Below are 16,197 nucleotides of genomic sequence, written 5' to 3'. Positions count from 1 at the left end.
GGCGATTGGGATATGTCTTTAAAAAATTAAATATCAAAATATGAAAAAGGTATTATTAGCTGCAGTTTTTTTAGCAGGCTTTAATTTCTCTTTTGCACAGGAGTCTAAAGCTAAAAGTATTGATCCAAACGAAGATAAAGATCTGATGACATGGTATCATAAAGATTTTGCAACTTCAAAAGTATATGGAGTAAATACGGCAAATGCTTATAAATACTTAGAATCTAAAGGATTGAAGCCTAAAACTGTTGTGGTAGGAGTTCTGGATAGTGGAGTACAGGTAGATCACCCCGGATTGGTAAAGAACTTATGGTCAAACCCTAATGAAATTCCTGGAAACGGTAAAGATGATGATGGAAACGGATATATTGATGATGTACACGGATGGAACTTTATAGGAGGTAAAAACGGTGATATTGATATCGATAATATGGAGGTAACAAGAGTTGTTGCTAAATATAAGCCTGTTTTCGAAGGAGACGATTCCACAAAGAACAAAGCCAATCAGGCTAAAATGAAGGATGAGTTTGATATGTATATGAAGGCCAAAGATATGTTCAATAAAAAAAGTATCGAGGCAAAACAAAGCTTTCAGACCTATTCTATGCTAAACGAGCTGATTCCTAATATGGTAAAATTATTGGGAGGGAAGCCTGTGACTGCAGAAACAACTTCAGCTATTAAAGCCCCAACAGATCAGAGAGATGCTATTGCCCTGGATTTCTTGGGACAAATCTCTCAAAGTCCGGAATTCAAAGGAAAATCTGCAGAGGAATTTGAAAAGAAGATGAAGGAGGAGATGAAAGAAGCAATCGATCATTTTGCGCCTGCAGCAAAACAATATGACCTTTCCTATGATCCAAGAAAAGAAATTGTGGGTGATAACTATGATGACTATTCTGAAAAAATCTACGGAAATAATCACTATGAAGGAGCAGACGCAGAACACGGAACCCACGTAGCAGGAATCATTGCCGGATTGCCACAAGGAAAAGAAGTTCAGTATGGAGTAGCCTCGAAAGTTGCTAAAATCATGTCTGTAAGAACTGTTCCGAATGGAGATGAAAGAGACAAAGACGTTGCTAATGCTATCAGATATGCCGTTGATAACGGAGCAAAAGTTCTAAACATGAGCTTCGGAAAACCTGTTTCTCCAGGTAAAGATGTGGTTTGGGATGCTTTTAAATATGCTGAAGATAAAGGAGTACTTTTAGTAAAAGCAGCTGGAAACGAAAATGAAGATGTAGCAGAACATTTGGCATATCCTACCAACTTTAAAAACGTTACTGATGAAAAACCATTTGTAAGCAACGTTCTTGTGGTAGGGGCAAGTACTAATAAAAACAATGCCTTGAGAGCCGATTTTTCTAATTATAATAAGAAAATGGTAAATGTTTTTGCTCCGGGAGAGGAAATCTATTCTACCGTTCCTAAAAATCAATATAAATACCTTCAGGGTACTTCTATGGCTTCACCTGTAGTTGCCGGAGGAGCAGCTGTTTTATTAGCTTATATGCCAGATCTGAAGCCTTATCAGATCATTGAAGCGCTTGTAAAAAGCAGTAACCCAAGTACAGCAGATGGATTTGGAGACCAATCCCAGGCGGGTGGAGTGATCGACCTGAAAAAAGCTGCAGAATACGCTTATACCAATTTCTACAAAGGGAGTAAGCCGTCAAGTAATACCAAGCCTTCGAAATCCGTAAAAAAGGCTGTTAAAAAATAATTTATCTCCCTGTGTTTAAGGAGAAATCATAAAGAGTCCGAATTTTTTCGGACTTTTTATTTTTTATTTTAAATTTTGGCACGGTTTTTTGTAACTTTATAGTAACAAAATAATAAACAACAAAATGAAAAAGTTACTACTTGCAGGGATGTTGGGAACATCACTTTTTGCAGTTTCGTGTTCCTCTGTTAACAAAGCAGCTACATCTCAAAATCAAAGAGCAGATTTCCTGAAAATAAAAGGAGACTGGCAGATTGTGAGCATAGATTATGATAAAGGTTATAAAATTAAACCTTTTGACGAAGGCGCAGACGCACAGTGCTTCGTAGGAAGCCACTGGAGATTGATTCCTAATAACTGGACAGGAGCGTATACTTTAAACGGAGGTGGAGATTGCCCGGCAATTACACAGCCTATCAAATTTGAAGTAAAAGGCGGTAATACGTTTATGTTTAAAAAAATTGCTTCAGGTACAAAAGCAAAACAAAATACAGCGGGGTACAGCCTTACTCTGATCAATCAGACTACAGATCAGTTTTCGCTTGAGCAAGATGTTCCTTTTGAAGGAGGTAATGTAAAAGTAGTTTACAACTTCCAGAGAGCAGGAATGAAATAATTTATCAACATAAAAGATCAAAAAAAATGAAATTTACAAAAACATACGTAGGAGCTCTTTTCTTGTCATCAGCATTATTATTGACAAGTTGTGAAGCCGTTCAGAATTCAAATCACCAACAAAGAGGTACAGCCGTAGGTGTTGCTTCAGGGGCAGTACTGGGAGGTATCCTTGGTAATAATGTAGGTAAAGGAGGAAACGGTGCTATTGGTGCTGTATTAGGAGGTATTATCGGAGGTGTTGCTGGTAACGTTATCGGTAACAAAATGGATAAGCAGGCAAAAGATATTAAAGAAACTTTACCAGGTGCTCAGGTAGAAAGAGTAGGAGACGGTATTAAAGTAACAATGAATGAAAGTATTGTTAACTTCGCTTTTGACTCTTCAAACCTTACTTCGGTAGCCCAAACAAACCTTGATAAATTAGCTGAAGTATTGGTTAATAACCCAGATACAAATATCAATATCTATGGTTACACAGACAGCAAAGGTGCAGATGCTTACAACCTTAAACTTTCTCAGAGAAGAGCTGATGCTGTGAAAGCATATTTATCAGGAAAAGGAATTGCATCAAACAGAATGTTTACAAAAGGTGAAGGAGAAGCAATGCCTGTAGCAAGCAACGATACTGACGAAGGAAGAGCTAAAAACAGAAGAGTAGAGTTTGCTATTACTGCCAATGAAAAAATGATTAACGATGCCAAACAAGGCCAATAGTTAATTTAATATATAAATATTTTCGTAAAAGACCGCCCCGGCGGTTTTTTTTGTATTTTTATGCTAGAAACTTTGAATTTATTATTTTTGTATTTGAAATAACATAAATGAAGAAATATTTAAAGCTGCTCCGTGTGGAGCAATGGGTGAAAAACCTTTTTGTATTTGTCCCTCTTTTCTTTTCAGGTAATATTACCAATATAGATCTGCTTCTCAAAAGCATTTTTGCATTTGTTATATTTTCGCTTGCTGCCAGTGTGGTGTATATCCTGAATGATTATAATGATATTGAAGCAGACAAAAAACATCCTGAAAAAAGGAGAAGACCTTTGGCGAGTGGAGCTATTTCAAAATCAAAAGCCATAGGAATTCTTATCGGTCTTATTGTTGTAGATATTGCTCTTGTATTCTTTACAAAACTTTATTTCCATGAGCTACTCTGGAAATTTGCCATCATCATAGGGTTTTATGTGGTAATGAATCTTGCCTATACTTTTAGGCTTAAACATGTTCCTATCATTGATATTTTTATTATTGCCATAGGATTTGTATTGCGTGTACTGGCTGGAGGTTATATTACCGGAATCAGTATTTCGCAATGGGCGATTCTGTTAACGTTTGTATTGGCATTAGTACTGGCTATCGGGAAAAGAAGAGGAGAGCTTATCAATGCTCAGGTTTCAGGAAAAACAAGAAAAGCTCTGGATGGATATAACGTTCAGTTTGCCGATATTGCCTTATCCATTTCTATTACGTTAGCTATCATTTGTTATCTGATGTTTACACTGTCTCCGGAAGTTCAGGAAAGATTTCATGAACGGGTTTTCTATACGGTGATTTTCGTTGTGTTCGCATTGTTAAGATATCTTCAGCAGACATTGGTTTATAACAGGACAGAATCTCCTACAAAAATTGTTTACAGAGACCGTTATATACAGGTTACTCTGTTGCTTTGGGTAGTTGCATTTTTAATTCAAATTTATTTTAAGAAATGAAGCCTAATTTCATACAGAAAGTTACAAACTGGGGAAACTTTCCCATAGTAGAGAAGGAAATGAGATCCGAGGACAGTTTCAGAAAAATAAAAGAATTTGTACTCAATCACAACGAAGTTATTGCAAGAGGGAATGGAAGATGTTACGGAGATGCTTCGCTGGGAGAATCTATATTTTCAACAAAAAAATTAAATAAGTTCATCAATTTTGACCGCTTGAACGGGATCATAGAATGTGAATCCGGAGTACTGCTTTCCGATGTACTGGAAATAGCTGTTCCGCAAGGATATTTTCTGTATGTAACTCCCGGGACAAAATTTGTATCAGTAGGAGGTGCTATTGCTTCCGATGTTCATGGAAAAAATCATCATGCAGAAGGATGCTTTTCAGAATATGTGATTGAATTTAAGCTCATGACTGAGAACGGGGAAATTATTACCTGTTCCAGAGAAGAAAATTCAGAAAAGTTTTGGGCTACCATTGGAGGAATGGGACTTACCGGTATCATTCTTACAGCGAAATTTAAACTTAAAAATATAGAATCTGCATACATTCGTCAGGAAAGTATAAAAGCAGATAATCTGGATGAAATATTTAAACTGTTTGAAGAAAGTGAAAACTGGACCTACACTGTTGCATGGATTGATTGCCTTCAGAAAGGAAAAAATATTGGTAGAAGTATTCTGATGAGAGGAGAGCACGCTTTTCAGCATGAACTTCCACAGAGTTTTTCAAAAACACCCCTACGGTTGAAGAAAAAATTACAGCCTACAGTTCCTTTTTATTTTCCGGGATTTGTACTGAATGCCCTTACCGTTAAAATATTCAACTGGCTCTACTATAAAAAACAGTCTAAAAAAGAAGTAAAAAACTTTATCGACTATGAGACGTTTTTCTATCCTTTGGATGCCATCACAGATTGGAATAAGATCTACGGGAAATCCGGTTTTATACAGTATCAGATGGTGATTCCTAAAGAAACCGGAAAAGAAGGAATGAAAAGAATTCTTGAAACGATTGCCAATAGCGGGAACGGATCATTCTTAGCGGTTTTAAAACTTTTTGGAAAGAACAATCCTCAGGCCTACAACTCATTCCCTGTGGAAGGGTATACACTGGCTCTGGATTTTAAAGTCAATTCAAAACTGAAAAAACTGGTAGATCAGCTTGATGCTATTGTTCAGGAGTTTGGAGGAAGAATTTATCTTACCAAAGACAGTATGAGCAGATCATCATTGACCAGCTACCTGAAAAATATTCAAAATCCTAAATTTGTGTCTTTACAGCACAAAAGAATCATAAATAATAACTCATAATGATAGTTCTGGGAAGTACATCTGAAGTGGCACAGGCTTTTGTGGAAAAAGCACTTCAGGAAGGAGAAAAGTTTGAAAAAATCTATCTTTTTACCTCAAATAAAGAAACTACAGAGCGTTTTGCTAGACATATTGATGTAAAGTTTCTGCAGCAGGCGGAAGTCATTGAACTGGATCTGACGAAAGAAATTGATTACAATAGATTTGATAATATCAATTCAAATGTATTATTTTGTGCCGTAGGATATTTAGGTGATGGAACAGAAGAAGGATTGTATGATAATCGAAATACAGAACGTATCATTGACATCAATTATTCGAAACTGGTTCCTGTGATGAATTATTTTGCCCATAAGTTTGAAAGCAGAAGATCCGGAACGATTATCGGGCTTTCATCCGTGGCAGGAGACAGAGGAAGGCAGAGTAATTTTATCTATGGAAGCGCTAAAGCAGCTTTTACAGCTTATTTGAGTGGTTTGAGAAACTATCTTTTTGATAAAAAAGTACATGTTCTTACCATAAAACCAGGGTTTATGGCCACTAAGATGACAGAAGGACTTCCTTTGAATCCGAAGTTGACAGCGACTCCCAAACAGGCCGCTGCGTGTATTTATAAAGCCTTCAAAAAGGAGAAAAACGTGGCATATGTTTTGCCGGTTTGGAGTGTTATTATGATGATTATCAGGAATATTCCTGAGTTTATATTCAAAAAATTAAAGCTTTAAAAAAATGAAAAAATTGTATTGTTTTGATTTTGACGGAACCTTGACGTATAAAGATACCATGTTTATGTATCTTAAATTTTACGATTCTACAAAATACCGTATACAATTTTTAAGACATGTACCTCTGTTTATTCTGCTGAAACTGAAACTGGCCGAAACGGAAAAAGTAAAAAAAAGCTTTATCGGTTCCATTTTAAGAGGACAGACCCAGGAAAAAATAGAACAGAAATCTAAACAGTTTTTTGACCAGCATTATCCTAAAATAGTGAGGGAAAATGCGTTAGACTTTATAAAAAATATCGATAGGAATAATACACAAAGTTTATTGGTAACTGCTTCATTAGATATTTGGGTGAAGCCTTTCGCTGATGAACTGAAAATGGAGCTTGTTTCTACGCGGGCAGAGTTTAAGAACGGGGTTTTCACAGGAAATTTTGTAGGAAAAAACTGCAACGGGAAAGAAAAACTGGTAAGAATTAAAGCAGAAATCAACGATTCTAAATACGATAAAATTATTGCATTTGGGGATACTTCAGGAGATCGGCCAATGTTGAAATGGGCAAATGAGGGACATTACCAATTTTTTCATTAATTTTGGGAGATAAAATTGTAAAAAATGAAAAGCCTGTTAATAGCATGTGCAGTAATTTTTATGAGCTGTTCAACTCAGAAATCTTCTGCTGTACAGGAAAATACGGAACTTCTTGTCTCTGAATCTCAGGGAGGAGCTGAGGCGCCCGGCTTTAAAATCATTAAAGACGAAACAGATTTTCGTACTATTATTAAAGGAAGTTTTGGAATTGCAGACCTGGGAAATGAATCGTATATCAAATACCCGCAGTTTCCGAAAAACAAAAAAGTCGTTTTATACAATTTGGGAACCTTCAGATCAGGGAGCCATAAAATTGAAGAGATCAAAAGTATATCTGTGAAAAACCAGATTCTGTATGTAGAAGTTCCGGCCGGAGAACCCTCAGGCGGAATGGAAATTCAGGTGATCTCCAGTCCTTGGTTTATTTTTACTGTTCCTGCAGATTACAAGTTTACCTCCGTAGAATTAAAATATTCAAAATAATAATGGATAAAGTATATTTAGATAATGCCGCAACCACTCCGCTTGCAGAAGAAGTTATAGATGCAATGGTTGGCACTATGAAAATGAATTTCGGAAACCCGTCTTCAACACACAGTTTTGGTCAGGAAGCAAAAATCCTTATTGAAAATGTAAGAAGACAGGTTGCAGACTATCTTCATGTAAGTCCTGCTGAAATCATTTTCACTTCCTGTGGTACCGAATCAAACAACATGATCATCAAATCCTCGGTAGAACATCTGGGAGTAGAAAGAATCATCAGCTCTCCTCTGGAACATAAATGTGTTTCTGAAAGTATTCTGGATATGAAAAGCAGAAAAGGAGTAGAAGTGAACTACATCCGTCCCAATGAAAAAGGAGATATTGATCTTGCTAAATTAGAAGAGCTTTTAAAAGCTTCAGATAAAAAAACACTGGTAAGCTTAATGCATGCCAACAACGAAATCGGAAATATCATCAACCTTAAACAGGTTGCCCAACTGTGCAAAGAGCATCATGCGCTTTTCCACTCAGATACTGTACAGACCATGGCTCATATGAACCTTGACTTTTCAGATATCTCTGTAGATTTTGCATCCTGCAGTGCCCACAAATTTCACGGGCCAAAAGGAGCAGGGTTTGCATTTATCAGAAAAGCAACAGGTTTAAAAGGAATTATTACTGGAGGACCTCAGGAAAGAAGCCTTAGAGCCGGAACTGAAAATGTTTGCGGTATCGTAGGGTTAGGTAAGGCATTAGAGCTTTCTCTAAATCATATGGAGGATTATACCCACCATATGCAGGATATTAAAGATTATGCAATTGAAAGACTTTCTGCAGAAATAAATGGAATTAAATTCAACGGAAGAAGTGCTGAAAAGGAAAACAGCCTTTATACCGTTTTAAGTGCTTTATTGCCTTATAAAAATCCATTAATAGGACTTCAACTGGACATGAAAGGAATTGCAATCTCTCAGGGAAGTGCATGCTCATCAGGAGCATCAAAACCTTCAATGGTAATGATGATGGTACTTTCTGAGGATGAAATGGATCACTGTACACCATTACGTATCTCTTTCAGCCATATGACGACCAAAGCGGAGATTGATACATTAGTCAATGCCTTGAAAGAAATTTCAAGCGATTACACTATAGAAAAAACTAATGTTGAGCATAGATAGTCTTATGCTCTAAAAATCGTAATTTTGAACATCCAATAAAGGATTAAAAGAAAAATAATATTAATTAAAATAAAAGAGACAAAAAATGGCTTTAGAAATTACAGACAGCTCATTTCAGGATACGGTTTTAAAATCAGATAAACCGGTATTAGTAGACTTCTGGGCAGTATGGTGTGGACCTTGCAGAACTTTAGGACCAATCATCGAAGAAGTAGCATCAGATTTTGAAGGTAAAGCAGTAGTTGGGAAAGTAGATGTAGACAACAACCAAGAGATTTCTATGCAGTATGGTATTAGAAATATTCCTACAGTTCTTATTTTTAAGAATGGAGAAGTAGTTGATAAATTAGTAGGTGTAGCTCCAAAAGAGGTAATCGCTGAAAAATTAAGCGCTCACTTATAAAAAAATAAGTTTGATAATGAACGCCTTCCAGCATTGGGAGGCATTTTTTTTAAAATAATTTGCAGATAACAAAAAAAGTTGTAATTTTGCAACCACGAAAAAGAAACGACGTTCTTTAAAATAATGATCCGGTAGTTCAGCTGGTTAGAATGCCGCCCTGTCACGGCGGAGGTCGCGGGTTCGAGTCCCGTCCGGATCGCAGAGTTTTCTCAATTTCTTTTAAAAAAATTGATCCGGTAGTTCAGCTGGTTAGAATGCCGCCCTGTCACGGCGGAGGTCGCGGGTTCGAGTCCCGTCCGGATCGCAGAAGTTTTCTCAATTTCTTTTAAAAAAAATTGATCCGGTAGTTCAGCTGGTTAGAATGCCGCCCTGTCACGGCGGAGGTCGCGGGTTCGAGTCCCGTCCGGATCGCAGAAGTTTTCTCAATTTCTTTTAAAAAAATTGATCCGGTAGTTCAGCTGGTTAGAATGCCGCCCTGTCACGGCGGAGGTCGCGGGTTCGAGTCCCGTCCGGATCGCAACTGCGATATTAAAGTAGTCAAAATACTGTAAAATAGATCTATTTTACAGTATTTTTTTTGTGTTATATGTTTGAGGAGAGTGAGTATGAAAAGCTTTCTCGTAAGCTGTGCATTAGTTTTACTTTTTAAACTTTATTCTCAAATATTCCTGATACGGAAGATTATATTTTGAATAAAAATTAACATATAATATTAAAATTAATAATAATAATTATTATCTTCGTTTGATAATAAAAACCACCAGGTGTTGAATTAATGAAAATGGTGTTTTAGGTTTATTTGTATATGGGGGATGTATTTAAAATCAGGGAGTTAAGGTATATGCCCAGGTGGTCGGTTTTTCTTATTGATATTTCTGTCATTTTTTTTTCTGTTTTAGTTTCATATTTGCTTTTAAATAGTCTAAAAGTAAAATTTAATTTTGCAGAATATCAAAATGAAAAAATATTTTCCGTAGTTGTTGTGAATGTTTTGTGTATACTTCTATTCAAAACGTATGCGGGAATTATAAGGCACTCTACTTTTTTTGATTTTTTTAAAATTTTATGGTCTTCGGGTAGTGCTCTTATTGCTATGCTGGGCCTTAATTTTATGTCAGAATTGATATTGGGTAAGCCTGTGTATTTGTATCCTGTTCTTTTTCTATTTTTCTTTATCTCTATTTTTCTGATGTTCTTTTTCAGAATGGCAACCAAACAGGTTTTTGGTATTTTGCTTCCTAAGGAGGTGGCACACAAAGAAAGAATTGTTATTGTAGGGGTGGAAGATACTTCTATTTCATTAGCAAAGGCTATTATTCATAATCCCGATCATCCTTACCGTCTGGCAGGATTTCTTAGCACAAGATCGGATTCTCAAAAAGCAATGTTGCTTGGTCATAAAATTTATAATAAAAAACAATTTTTCAAAAGTGATACGCTGAAAGGTCAATTTGATGCGGTTTTAATCAAGGATGTTATGACAAAGTCTGAGATGGAAGAATGGACCAGTCTTGCATTGGATAATGGGTTGAAGGTGTTAAAAGCACCTGTAGTCAATATCACAAAAGAAGATGATATTGTGAGAAATATCCGTCCGCTTCAGATAGAAGATTTACTTGATCGTCCGGTCATTAAAATAGAAAATGATGAGGTAAGGAGTTACCATGTTCATAAAAATATTTTAGTAACCGGAGGAGCCGGATCTATAGGAAGTGAAATTGTAAGGCAAGTTGCTCAGTTAAATTCCTCACTTATTGTTGTTGTAGATCAGGCCGAATCTCCTTTATATGAGTTACAGCTTGAGTTGTTGGAAAGATTCCCTAATCAAAAATTCAAATTTGTATTGGCGGATATTTCGAACTATTCCAGAATGGAAAAATTGTTTGATGATAATCAGTTTTCAATAGTTTATCATGCCGCAGCATACAAACATGTCCCTTTAATAGAAGATAATCCGCATGAAGCTATTTTCGTAAACATTGGCGGGACTCAAAATGTAGCCCTTTTATCAAAAAAATACAATGTTAATCGTTTTGTGATGGTCTCTACAGATAAAGCTGTAAACCCTACGAACGTGATGGGTGCTTCTAAAAGGACTGCTGAACTCTTTGTACAGTCTCTGCAAAATTCTTCGCAGAACACAACAAAATTTATTACAACCCGTTTTGGAAATGTACTGGGTTCCAATGGTTCCGTAATACCCCATTTCAAAAAACAAATTGAAAAAGGAGGTCCGGTGACGATTACTCATCCTGATATCATTCGTTATTTCATGACTATTCCTGAGGCTTGCGAATTGGTACTGCAGGCAGGAACAATGGGGCAGGGTGGAGAAATTTATGTTTTTGATATGGGGAAACCGGTTAAAATTCTGGATTTGGCGGAAAGAATGATAAAATTATCAGGATATACTCCGGGTATTGATATTAAAATTGATTTTATAGGATTAAGACCTGGTGAAAAGCTGTATGAGGAACTATTAACAGATCATTCTACCACTATTCCTACCCATCATGAGAAGATTATGATTTCAAGAGATCCGCTTATGGAGTTTGAAGAGATAGAAATTTTGTGTAAACAAATTATTCTGTCAGCAATGAATAAAGATAGTTTGCAGATTGTGAGAATATTAAAAACCATTGTGCCGGAATTTATAAGTAATAATTCCGAATTTGAAATTCTTGATAAGATATCTGAATATGAAGTATCTTGATGAAATTAAAGAATAAAATAAACAAAAAACTAATATAAAATAATAATTTTGCTATTTTATTTCCAAACGGAATGAAAATTGCTAGAGAAAGAATTAATTTAAATATACAGATTAATATACGCTTTACACCAGTAAAATTACTCGTAAAATAGTGAAATATATGGTTAGCTTCTTACAATAAGTATCTTAAATTAATTTAGATAGATTTAAAATAATAACACAAGTAGACTTAGAATAATAACATATGAATAAAAAGATTATTACATATATAACACTGTTATCGGTTATATTGTTATCATGCAGACCGAAGCAGAATATGGTTTATATGTCGAAACATAACATGGAAGAGGAGGTTGCAAAAGCTAAATTTCAGGGCTTGCATATTCAGGAAGGTGATGTGCTGCTAATCCTTGTTTCTGCATTAGATGAAGTTGCGGTAAAACCTTTCAATCTTAATACTGCCAATAAAGTTGGAAGTGCAAGCAGTACGGGAGTAAATCAATATGTTCAGCCAAGTGAGTATTTGGTAAATGAAGAAGGAAATATTTATTTTCCTGTAATAGGAAATGTATATACTAAAGGAATGACGCAGGTACAGCTTAAACAGGACCTGGAAACTAGGTTGAAAAGATACCTGACAGACCCTTTGGTTACGATTACCCTGAAAAATTTTAATGTAAGCATCTTAGGGGAAGTAAAGAATCCTGGACAGAAAGAAAGTATTTCCCAAAAGATCAATATTTTCCAGGCTCTTGGTCTTGCGGGTGATATGACAGATTTTGGAGACCGTACCAATGTAAAATTGATCCGTTCCGGAGATGATGGATCAGATCAGATTGTCAATGTTGATCTTACGAGATCAGATATTGTAAATTCACCGTACTATTATATGAGGCAGAACGACATATTGTATGTGCAGCCGGACAAAAACAAACAGGTTCAGGCCAACTCTAATCCGAACAGAGCCCTTACATTCCAGATTATTGGTGCTTTACTGACAGCTGGTACACTTATTATTGCTTTAACTCGTAGATAAAATATGCAGCAGATAGAATTTCAGGAAAGTGAAGAGTCTTTAGATCTGAGAAAGATCATTGGAAAGTATTTAGGCAAATGGCCTTGGTTTATAGCATCTGTATTATTATTTGTTATCGTTGCCTTTGTATATCTTCGGTATGCTGTACCTCAGTATCAGTCTACCACAACTCTAAAATTTGATAAAAAACAATCGGATCTAAGTGGTGCTTTGATTGACCTTGACAATCTTGGGCTTGGCTTGGGAAATGCAGACGAGCTTAAAAGTGAGGTTGCTGTAGTAAGTTCCAGACCTATTCTAATGAAGGTTGTTGAAAACCTTAACCTTAACGTACAATATTATAATTCTGGTGAAATAAGGGATTCTGAATTATTCATAAAAGTACCTATCGAAGCCAAAATTATATCTTATAAAACTGATATCAAGAAATTTGTTTCATCCGAATATCTTGTGAAAGAAGTCAATGGAAATGATTTCGTTTTAGAGGGTATAGATCAGAAAAAAGTAAAAGGTAGTTTCAATAAAAATCTGGCTCTTGATTTCGGAACTGTAGTTCTCCAAAAAGTTCCGGGACTTACTTTTAAGGATAAATATAAAATTGTGTTCTGGAATCCTCAAGAGAAGGTAAAATCTTTGGAAAAAAAGGTTCAGGTTGATATTCCGGATCAGAAAGCGATGCTTATGGACATTAGCATCATAGGAACTGTTCCTGAAAAATCAGAAGCTATTCTTAATGAAGTAACCAAACAGTATAACCTGGATGGGCTAAGAGATAAAAACTTACAAGCTCAAAATACTCAGGAGTTTATTGATAAACGATTAGAAGTTATCTCACGAGATCTTTCTGGCGTTGAAAATCAGAAAGAAGACTTCCAGAACCGTAACCGAATTGTAGACTTGCAGGCGCAGGCGCAGTTGGCACTTCAAAATACGACCGATAACACAAAACAACTTCTTCAGCAGCAAACGCAGCTGGATCTCCTTAACTCTCTTCAATCTGAAGCTTCCAAGGGTTCTAATCAGCTTATGCCTTCTAATTTAGGATTAAATCCTTCTCTGGAACAGGCAATTTCACAATATAACACTCTTGTTATTAGTAGAAATAAAACTCTGAAGCAGGCTACCAATGAAAACCCTGCTGTGATAGAAATGAATAAAGAAATTTCTTCATTGAAAGAAATTGTAAGAGATAATATCAGTCAGCAAAAGGCTACAATTCAGGCATCTATTGCACAGATAAACAGTCAGATTTCTGCCAGTAACGGAATGATTGAAAAAGTTCCCGGACAGTCGAAAGTTTACAGAGGTATCGAACGTCAGCAGAATCTTAAAGAACAGCTTTTCCTTTTCCTTTTACAGAAAAGAGAAGAGAACGCAATCAATCTTTCTGTTAATGTTCCGAAAGCTAAAATTGTAAATCCTGCTTATACAATTGATGCACCTGTCTCTCCAAAGAAGATTATAATTCTGTTGGCTGCACTTATATTAGGATTGCTTGCACCTGCAGGAATATTTTATCTTTTCTTTATGTGGGATGATAAAATTTACAATCGTGCCGATATTGCAGAAATTTCATCACTTGGGGTACTCGTAGATATTCCTTCGCTGAAAGACGATCAGAATCACCTTGTACAGAGAAACGATTTCTCAGAATTAGCAGAATCATTCAGAATATTGGTTTCCAATCTTAAATTTGTACTTCCTAAGAAAGATTCGGCGAAAGTCATATTGGTAACTTCTTCAGTGAAAGGAGAAGGAAAAACACTGGTTTCAGTGAATCTTGCTCTGACATTGGGAAGCAAAAACGGAAGATCGTTACTAATTGGTTCGGATGTTAGAAATCCACAGATACAGAGATATGATGATGAGCGTATTAAGAATACTGGTCTTACGGAATATTTATATGATGAAACGATAAATGTGGAAGATCTTGTTCATACTTCCGATACCAATCCTGAATGTGATGTCATTTATGCAGGATCTATTCCCCCAAATCCTCAGGAGCTTCTTTCTAACGGTCGTTATCAGAAGCTTATCAGTGAGATGTCGTCCCGTTACGAATATATTGTGATTGATTCCGCTCCGCTGATGTTGGTTTCAGATACATTGAGTATTTCTGATACAGCTGATGCTTCTATATATGTTGTAAGATCAGGAGTATCAAGAAGAATCTTAATAGAATTTGCAAATAAACTTGTAAAAGAATCAAAAATAAAGAATGTCTCTTTCGTAATTAATGATGTTGCTAAAAATGTAGGAGGATATGGCTACGGTTACAACTATGGCTATGGTTACGGATATACTGTGGATAAAAAGAAAAATTGGTGGCAGAAACTTTTTAATAAATAATCAATTATCTTCAAAAATAGACATAAAAATAAAGTAAGAACATCACATATAATATGAATATACAGAATAAAATTGGGGTAATCGGACTGGGGTATGTAGGATTACCTCTGGCCCGTTTATTTGCAACAAAATACGCGGTAGTTGGTTTTGATATTAATCAGACCAGAATTGCAGAACTTAACAGTGGAAAAGACTCTACTTTGGAGGTGGAAGATGAAGTACTGCAGCCGGTTTTAGTAAAAGAGAATCCATTTTCAGGTTTATCAAAAGGATTGCTTTGCTCATGTGATCTGGAAGACATTAAAGAAGCAAACATCTATATCGTAACTGTTCCTACACCGGTAGACAAACATAACCGTCCCGATCTGACACCTTTATATAAAGCGTCTGAAACAGTGGGGAAAGTATTGAAAAAAGGAGATATTGTTATTTATGAATCTACTGTTTATCCTGGCGTTACAGAAGAAGAATGTATCCCTGTGCTGGAAAAAGTTTCGGGATTGAAATTTAACGAAGATTTTTTTGCAGGATACTCTCCTGAAAGAATCAATCCGGGAGATAAAGAACGTACCGTAGAGAAGATTTTAAAGGTAACCTCAGGTTCTACACCGGAAATTGGTAAAAAAGTAGACGAATTATATAAATCTGTAATTGCAGCAGGTACACATTTGGCACCGACTATCAAAGTAGCTGAAGCATCAAAAGTAATTGAAAATTCACAGCGTGATATTAATATTGCTTTTGTGAATGAACTTGCAAAGATATTTAATCTCTTGAATATTGATACACATGCAGTTTTAGAAGCCGCAGGAACCAAGTGGAATTTCCTGAAATTCAAGCCCGGATTGGTAGGAGGGCACTGCATTGGGGTAGATCCTTTCTACCTTGCTCAGAAAGCACAGGATGTAGGATATTATTCTGAGCTGATCCTTACAGCAAGAAGACTGAATGATTCCATGGGACAGTTTGTTGCTTCCGAGGTGGTAAAAACAATGATCAAGAAAAGAATCAACATTACAGATGCCAAAGTGCTGAATCTTGGAATCACCTTTAAGGAAAACTGTCCGGATGTAAGAAATACGAAAGCAGCAGATGTTATTAATGCACTGGAAGACTATTCTATCAATGTGACAACGTATGATCCGTGGGCGAACCCGGAAGAAGTAATGCATGAATATGGCATTACATCTACAAATTCTATGGAAGATGTTAAAGAGAAGTTTGATGCAGTTGTTCTCACAGTTTCTCATGATGAATTCCTGAATATTGATCTTTCCAGTTATTTAAAAGAAGATGGGGTGGTATATGATGTGAAAGGAATTTTAGAGAAATACGATAATCGTTTATAA

14 protein-coding genes and 4 tRNA genes are annotated in these 16,197 nt (G+C 36.0%); all 18 read left to right on the top strand.

Annotated elements, in window-relative coordinates:
• The first annotated feature begins 40 nt into the window (after nt 1–40).
• The 18 genes from ACWPWS_RS11355 to ACWPWS_RS11270 all read left to right on the top strand — a co-directional run bounded on the left by ACWPWS_RS11355 (nt 41) and on the right by ACWPWS_RS11270 (nt 16,197).
• A complete protein-coding gene (locus tag ACWPWS_RS11355) occupies nt 41–1,726 on the top strand; it encodes a S8 family serine peptidase (protein ID WP_454046556.1) in 1,686 nt (561 codons plus the stop codon).
• 124 nt (nt 1,727–1,850) lie between these two features.
• Nucleotides 1,851–2,342: a lipocalin family protein gene (locus tag ACWPWS_RS11350; RefSeq protein ID WP_209785660.1), complete on the top strand. Its 492-nt coding sequence runs from the start codon at nt 1,851–1,853 to the stop codon at nt 2,340–2,342.
• 26 nt (nt 2,343–2,368) lie between these two features.
• Nucleotides 2,369–3,058 carry an OmpA family protein gene (locus ACWPWS_RS11345; RefSeq protein ID WP_105683825.1) on the top strand — a complete coding sequence of 230 codons (690 nt, stop codon included), beginning with the start codon at nt 2,369–2,371 and terminating at the stop codon, nt 3,056–3,058.
• Nucleotides 3,059–3,165: 107 nt separating this feature from the next.
• Nucleotides 3,166–4,053, top strand: coding sequence for a decaprenyl-phosphate phosphoribosyltransferase (locus tag ACWPWS_RS11340; protein ID WP_454046555.1), 888 nt, complete (start codon nt 3,166–3,168; stop codon nt 4,051–4,053).
• Complete coding sequence (locus ACWPWS_RS11335; RefSeq protein WP_105683827.1) at nt 4,050–5,369, top strand: FAD-binding oxidoreductase; 1,320 nt, start codon at nt 4,050–4,052, stop codon at nt 5,367–5,369. The genes ACWPWS_RS11340 and ACWPWS_RS11335 overlap by 4 nt, the downstream gene beginning before the upstream one ends.
• Nucleotides 5,369–6,094 carry an SDR family NAD(P)-dependent oxidoreductase gene (locus ACWPWS_RS11330; protein ID WP_454046554.1) on the top strand — a complete coding sequence of 242 codons (726 nt, stop codon included), beginning with the start codon at nt 5,369–5,371 and terminating at the stop codon, nt 6,092–6,094. Before ACWPWS_RS11335 ends, ACWPWS_RS11330 begins: the two co-directional genes overlap by 1 nt.
• 4 nt (nt 6,095–6,098) lie before the next feature.
• The gene (locus tag ACWPWS_RS11325; RefSeq protein ID WP_105683829.1) at nt 6,099–6,686 is read left to right on the top strand and encodes an HAD family hydrolase; all 588 of its coding nucleotides are present in this window, start codon (nt 6,099–6,101) and stop codon (nt 6,684–6,686) included.
• Between the two features lie 24 nt (nt 6,687–6,710).
• Complete coding sequence (locus tag ACWPWS_RS11320) at nt 6,711–7,169, top strand: hypothetical protein (protein WP_454046553.1); 459 nt, start codon at nt 6,711–6,713, stop codon at nt 7,167–7,169.
• Nucleotides 7,170–7,171: 2 nt separating this feature from the next.
• Nucleotides 7,172–8,347, top strand: coding sequence for a cysteine desulfurase family protein (locus ACWPWS_RS11315; protein WP_454046552.1), 1,176 nt, complete (start codon nt 7,172–7,174; stop codon nt 8,345–8,347).
• A gap of 85 nt (nt 8,348–8,432) precedes the next feature.
• The gene (gene trxA, locus ACWPWS_RS11310; RefSeq protein WP_027374941.1) at nt 8,433–8,750 is read left to right on the top strand and encodes a thioredoxin; all 318 of its coding nucleotides are present in this window, start codon (nt 8,433–8,435) and stop codon (nt 8,748–8,750) included.
• A gap of 125 nt (nt 8,751–8,875) precedes the next feature.
• Nucleotides 8,876–8,949, top strand: a tRNA-Asp gene (locus tag ACWPWS_RS11305).
• Between the two features lie 31 nt (nt 8,950–8,980).
• Nucleotides 8,981–9,054, top strand: a tRNA-Asp gene (locus ACWPWS_RS11300).
• Between the two features lie 33 nt (nt 9,055–9,087).
• Nucleotides 9,088–9,161: transfer RNA gene (locus ACWPWS_RS11295), tRNA-Asp, on the top strand.
• A gap of 32 nt (nt 9,162–9,193) precedes the next feature.
• A tRNA-Asp gene (locus ACWPWS_RS11290) sits at nt 9,194–9,267 on the top strand.
• 288 nt (nt 9,268–9,555) lie between these two features.
• The gene (locus ACWPWS_RS11285; protein WP_454046551.1) at nt 9,556–11,463 is read left to right on the top strand and encodes a polysaccharide biosynthesis protein; all 1,908 of its coding nucleotides are present in this window, start codon (nt 9,556–9,558) and stop codon (nt 11,461–11,463) included.
• Between the two features lie 325 nt (nt 11,464–11,788).
• Complete coding sequence (locus tag ACWPWS_RS11280) at nt 11,789–12,499, top strand: polysaccharide biosynthesis/export family protein (RefSeq protein WP_454046550.1); 711 nt, start codon at nt 11,789–11,791, stop codon at nt 12,497–12,499.
• Nucleotides 12,500–12,502: 3 nt separating this feature from the next.
• Nucleotides 12,503–14,848, top strand: coding sequence for a GumC family protein (locus tag ACWPWS_RS11275; RefSeq protein ID WP_454046549.1), 2,346 nt, complete (start codon nt 12,503–12,505; stop codon nt 14,846–14,848).
• A gap of 53 nt (nt 14,849–14,901) precedes the next feature.
• Nucleotides 14,902–16,197: a nucleotide sugar dehydrogenase gene (locus ACWPWS_RS11270; RefSeq protein WP_454046548.1), complete on the top strand. Its 1,296-nt coding sequence runs from the start codon at nt 14,902–14,904 to the stop codon at nt 16,195–16,197.

Source organism: Chryseobacterium sp. Marseille-Q8038, assembly GCF_965111995.1.
The sequence above is the reverse complement of the archived record's forward strand: the minus strand, read 5'-3'. Positions and strand labels throughout refer to the sequence as shown.

Excerpts from the sequence above, each read along its gene's own strand:
- ACWPWS_RS11355 (WP_454046556.1), top strand. The coding sequence starts at position 41 with ATGAAAAAGGTATTATTAGCTGCAGTTTTTTTAGCAGGCTTTAATTTC.
- ACWPWS_RS11350 (WP_209785660.1), top strand. The coding sequence starts at position 1,851 with ATGAAAAAGTTACTACTTGCAGGGATGTTGGGAACATCACTTTTTGCA.
- ACWPWS_RS11345 (WP_105683825.1), top strand. The coding sequence starts at position 2,369 with ATGAAATTTACAAAAACATACGTAGGAGCTCTTTTCTTGTCATCAGCA.
- ACWPWS_RS11340 (WP_454046555.1), top strand. The coding sequence starts at position 3,166 with ATGAAGAAATATTTAAAGCTGCTCCGTGTGGAGCAATGGGTGAAAAAC.
- ACWPWS_RS11335 (WP_105683827.1), top strand. The coding sequence starts at position 4,050 with ATGAAGCCTAATTTCATACAGAAAGTTACAAACTGGGGAAACTTTCCC.
- ACWPWS_RS11330 (WP_454046554.1), top strand. The coding sequence starts at position 5,369 with ATGATAGTTCTGGGAAGTACATCTGAAGTGGCACAGGCTTTTGTGGAA.
- ACWPWS_RS11325 (WP_105683829.1), top strand. The coding sequence starts at position 6,099 with ATGAAAAAATTGTATTGTTTTGATTTTGACGGAACCTTGACGTATAAA.
- ACWPWS_RS11320 (WP_454046553.1), top strand. The coding sequence starts at position 6,711 with ATGAAAAGCCTGTTAATAGCATGTGCAGTAATTTTTATGAGCTGTTCA.
- ACWPWS_RS11315 (WP_454046552.1), top strand. The coding sequence starts at position 7,172 with ATGGATAAAGTATATTTAGATAATGCCGCAACCACTCCGCTTGCAGAA.
- trxA (WP_027374941.1), top strand. The coding sequence starts at position 8,433 with ATGGCTTTAGAAATTACAGACAGCTCATTTCAGGATACGGTTTTAAAA.
- ACWPWS_RS11285 (WP_454046551.1), top strand. The coding sequence starts at position 9,556 with ATGGGGGATGTATTTAAAATCAGGGAGTTAAGGTATATGCCCAGGTGG.
- ACWPWS_RS11280 (WP_454046550.1), top strand. The coding sequence starts at position 11,789 with ATGTCGAAACATAACATGGAAGAGGAGGTTGCAAAAGCTAAATTTCAG.
- ACWPWS_RS11275 (WP_454046549.1), top strand. The coding sequence starts at position 12,503 with ATGCAGCAGATAGAATTTCAGGAAAGTGAAGAGTCTTTAGATCTGAGA.
- ACWPWS_RS11270 (WP_454046548.1), top strand. The coding sequence starts at position 14,902 with ATGAATATACAGAATAAAATTGGGGTAATCGGACTGGGGTATGTAGGA.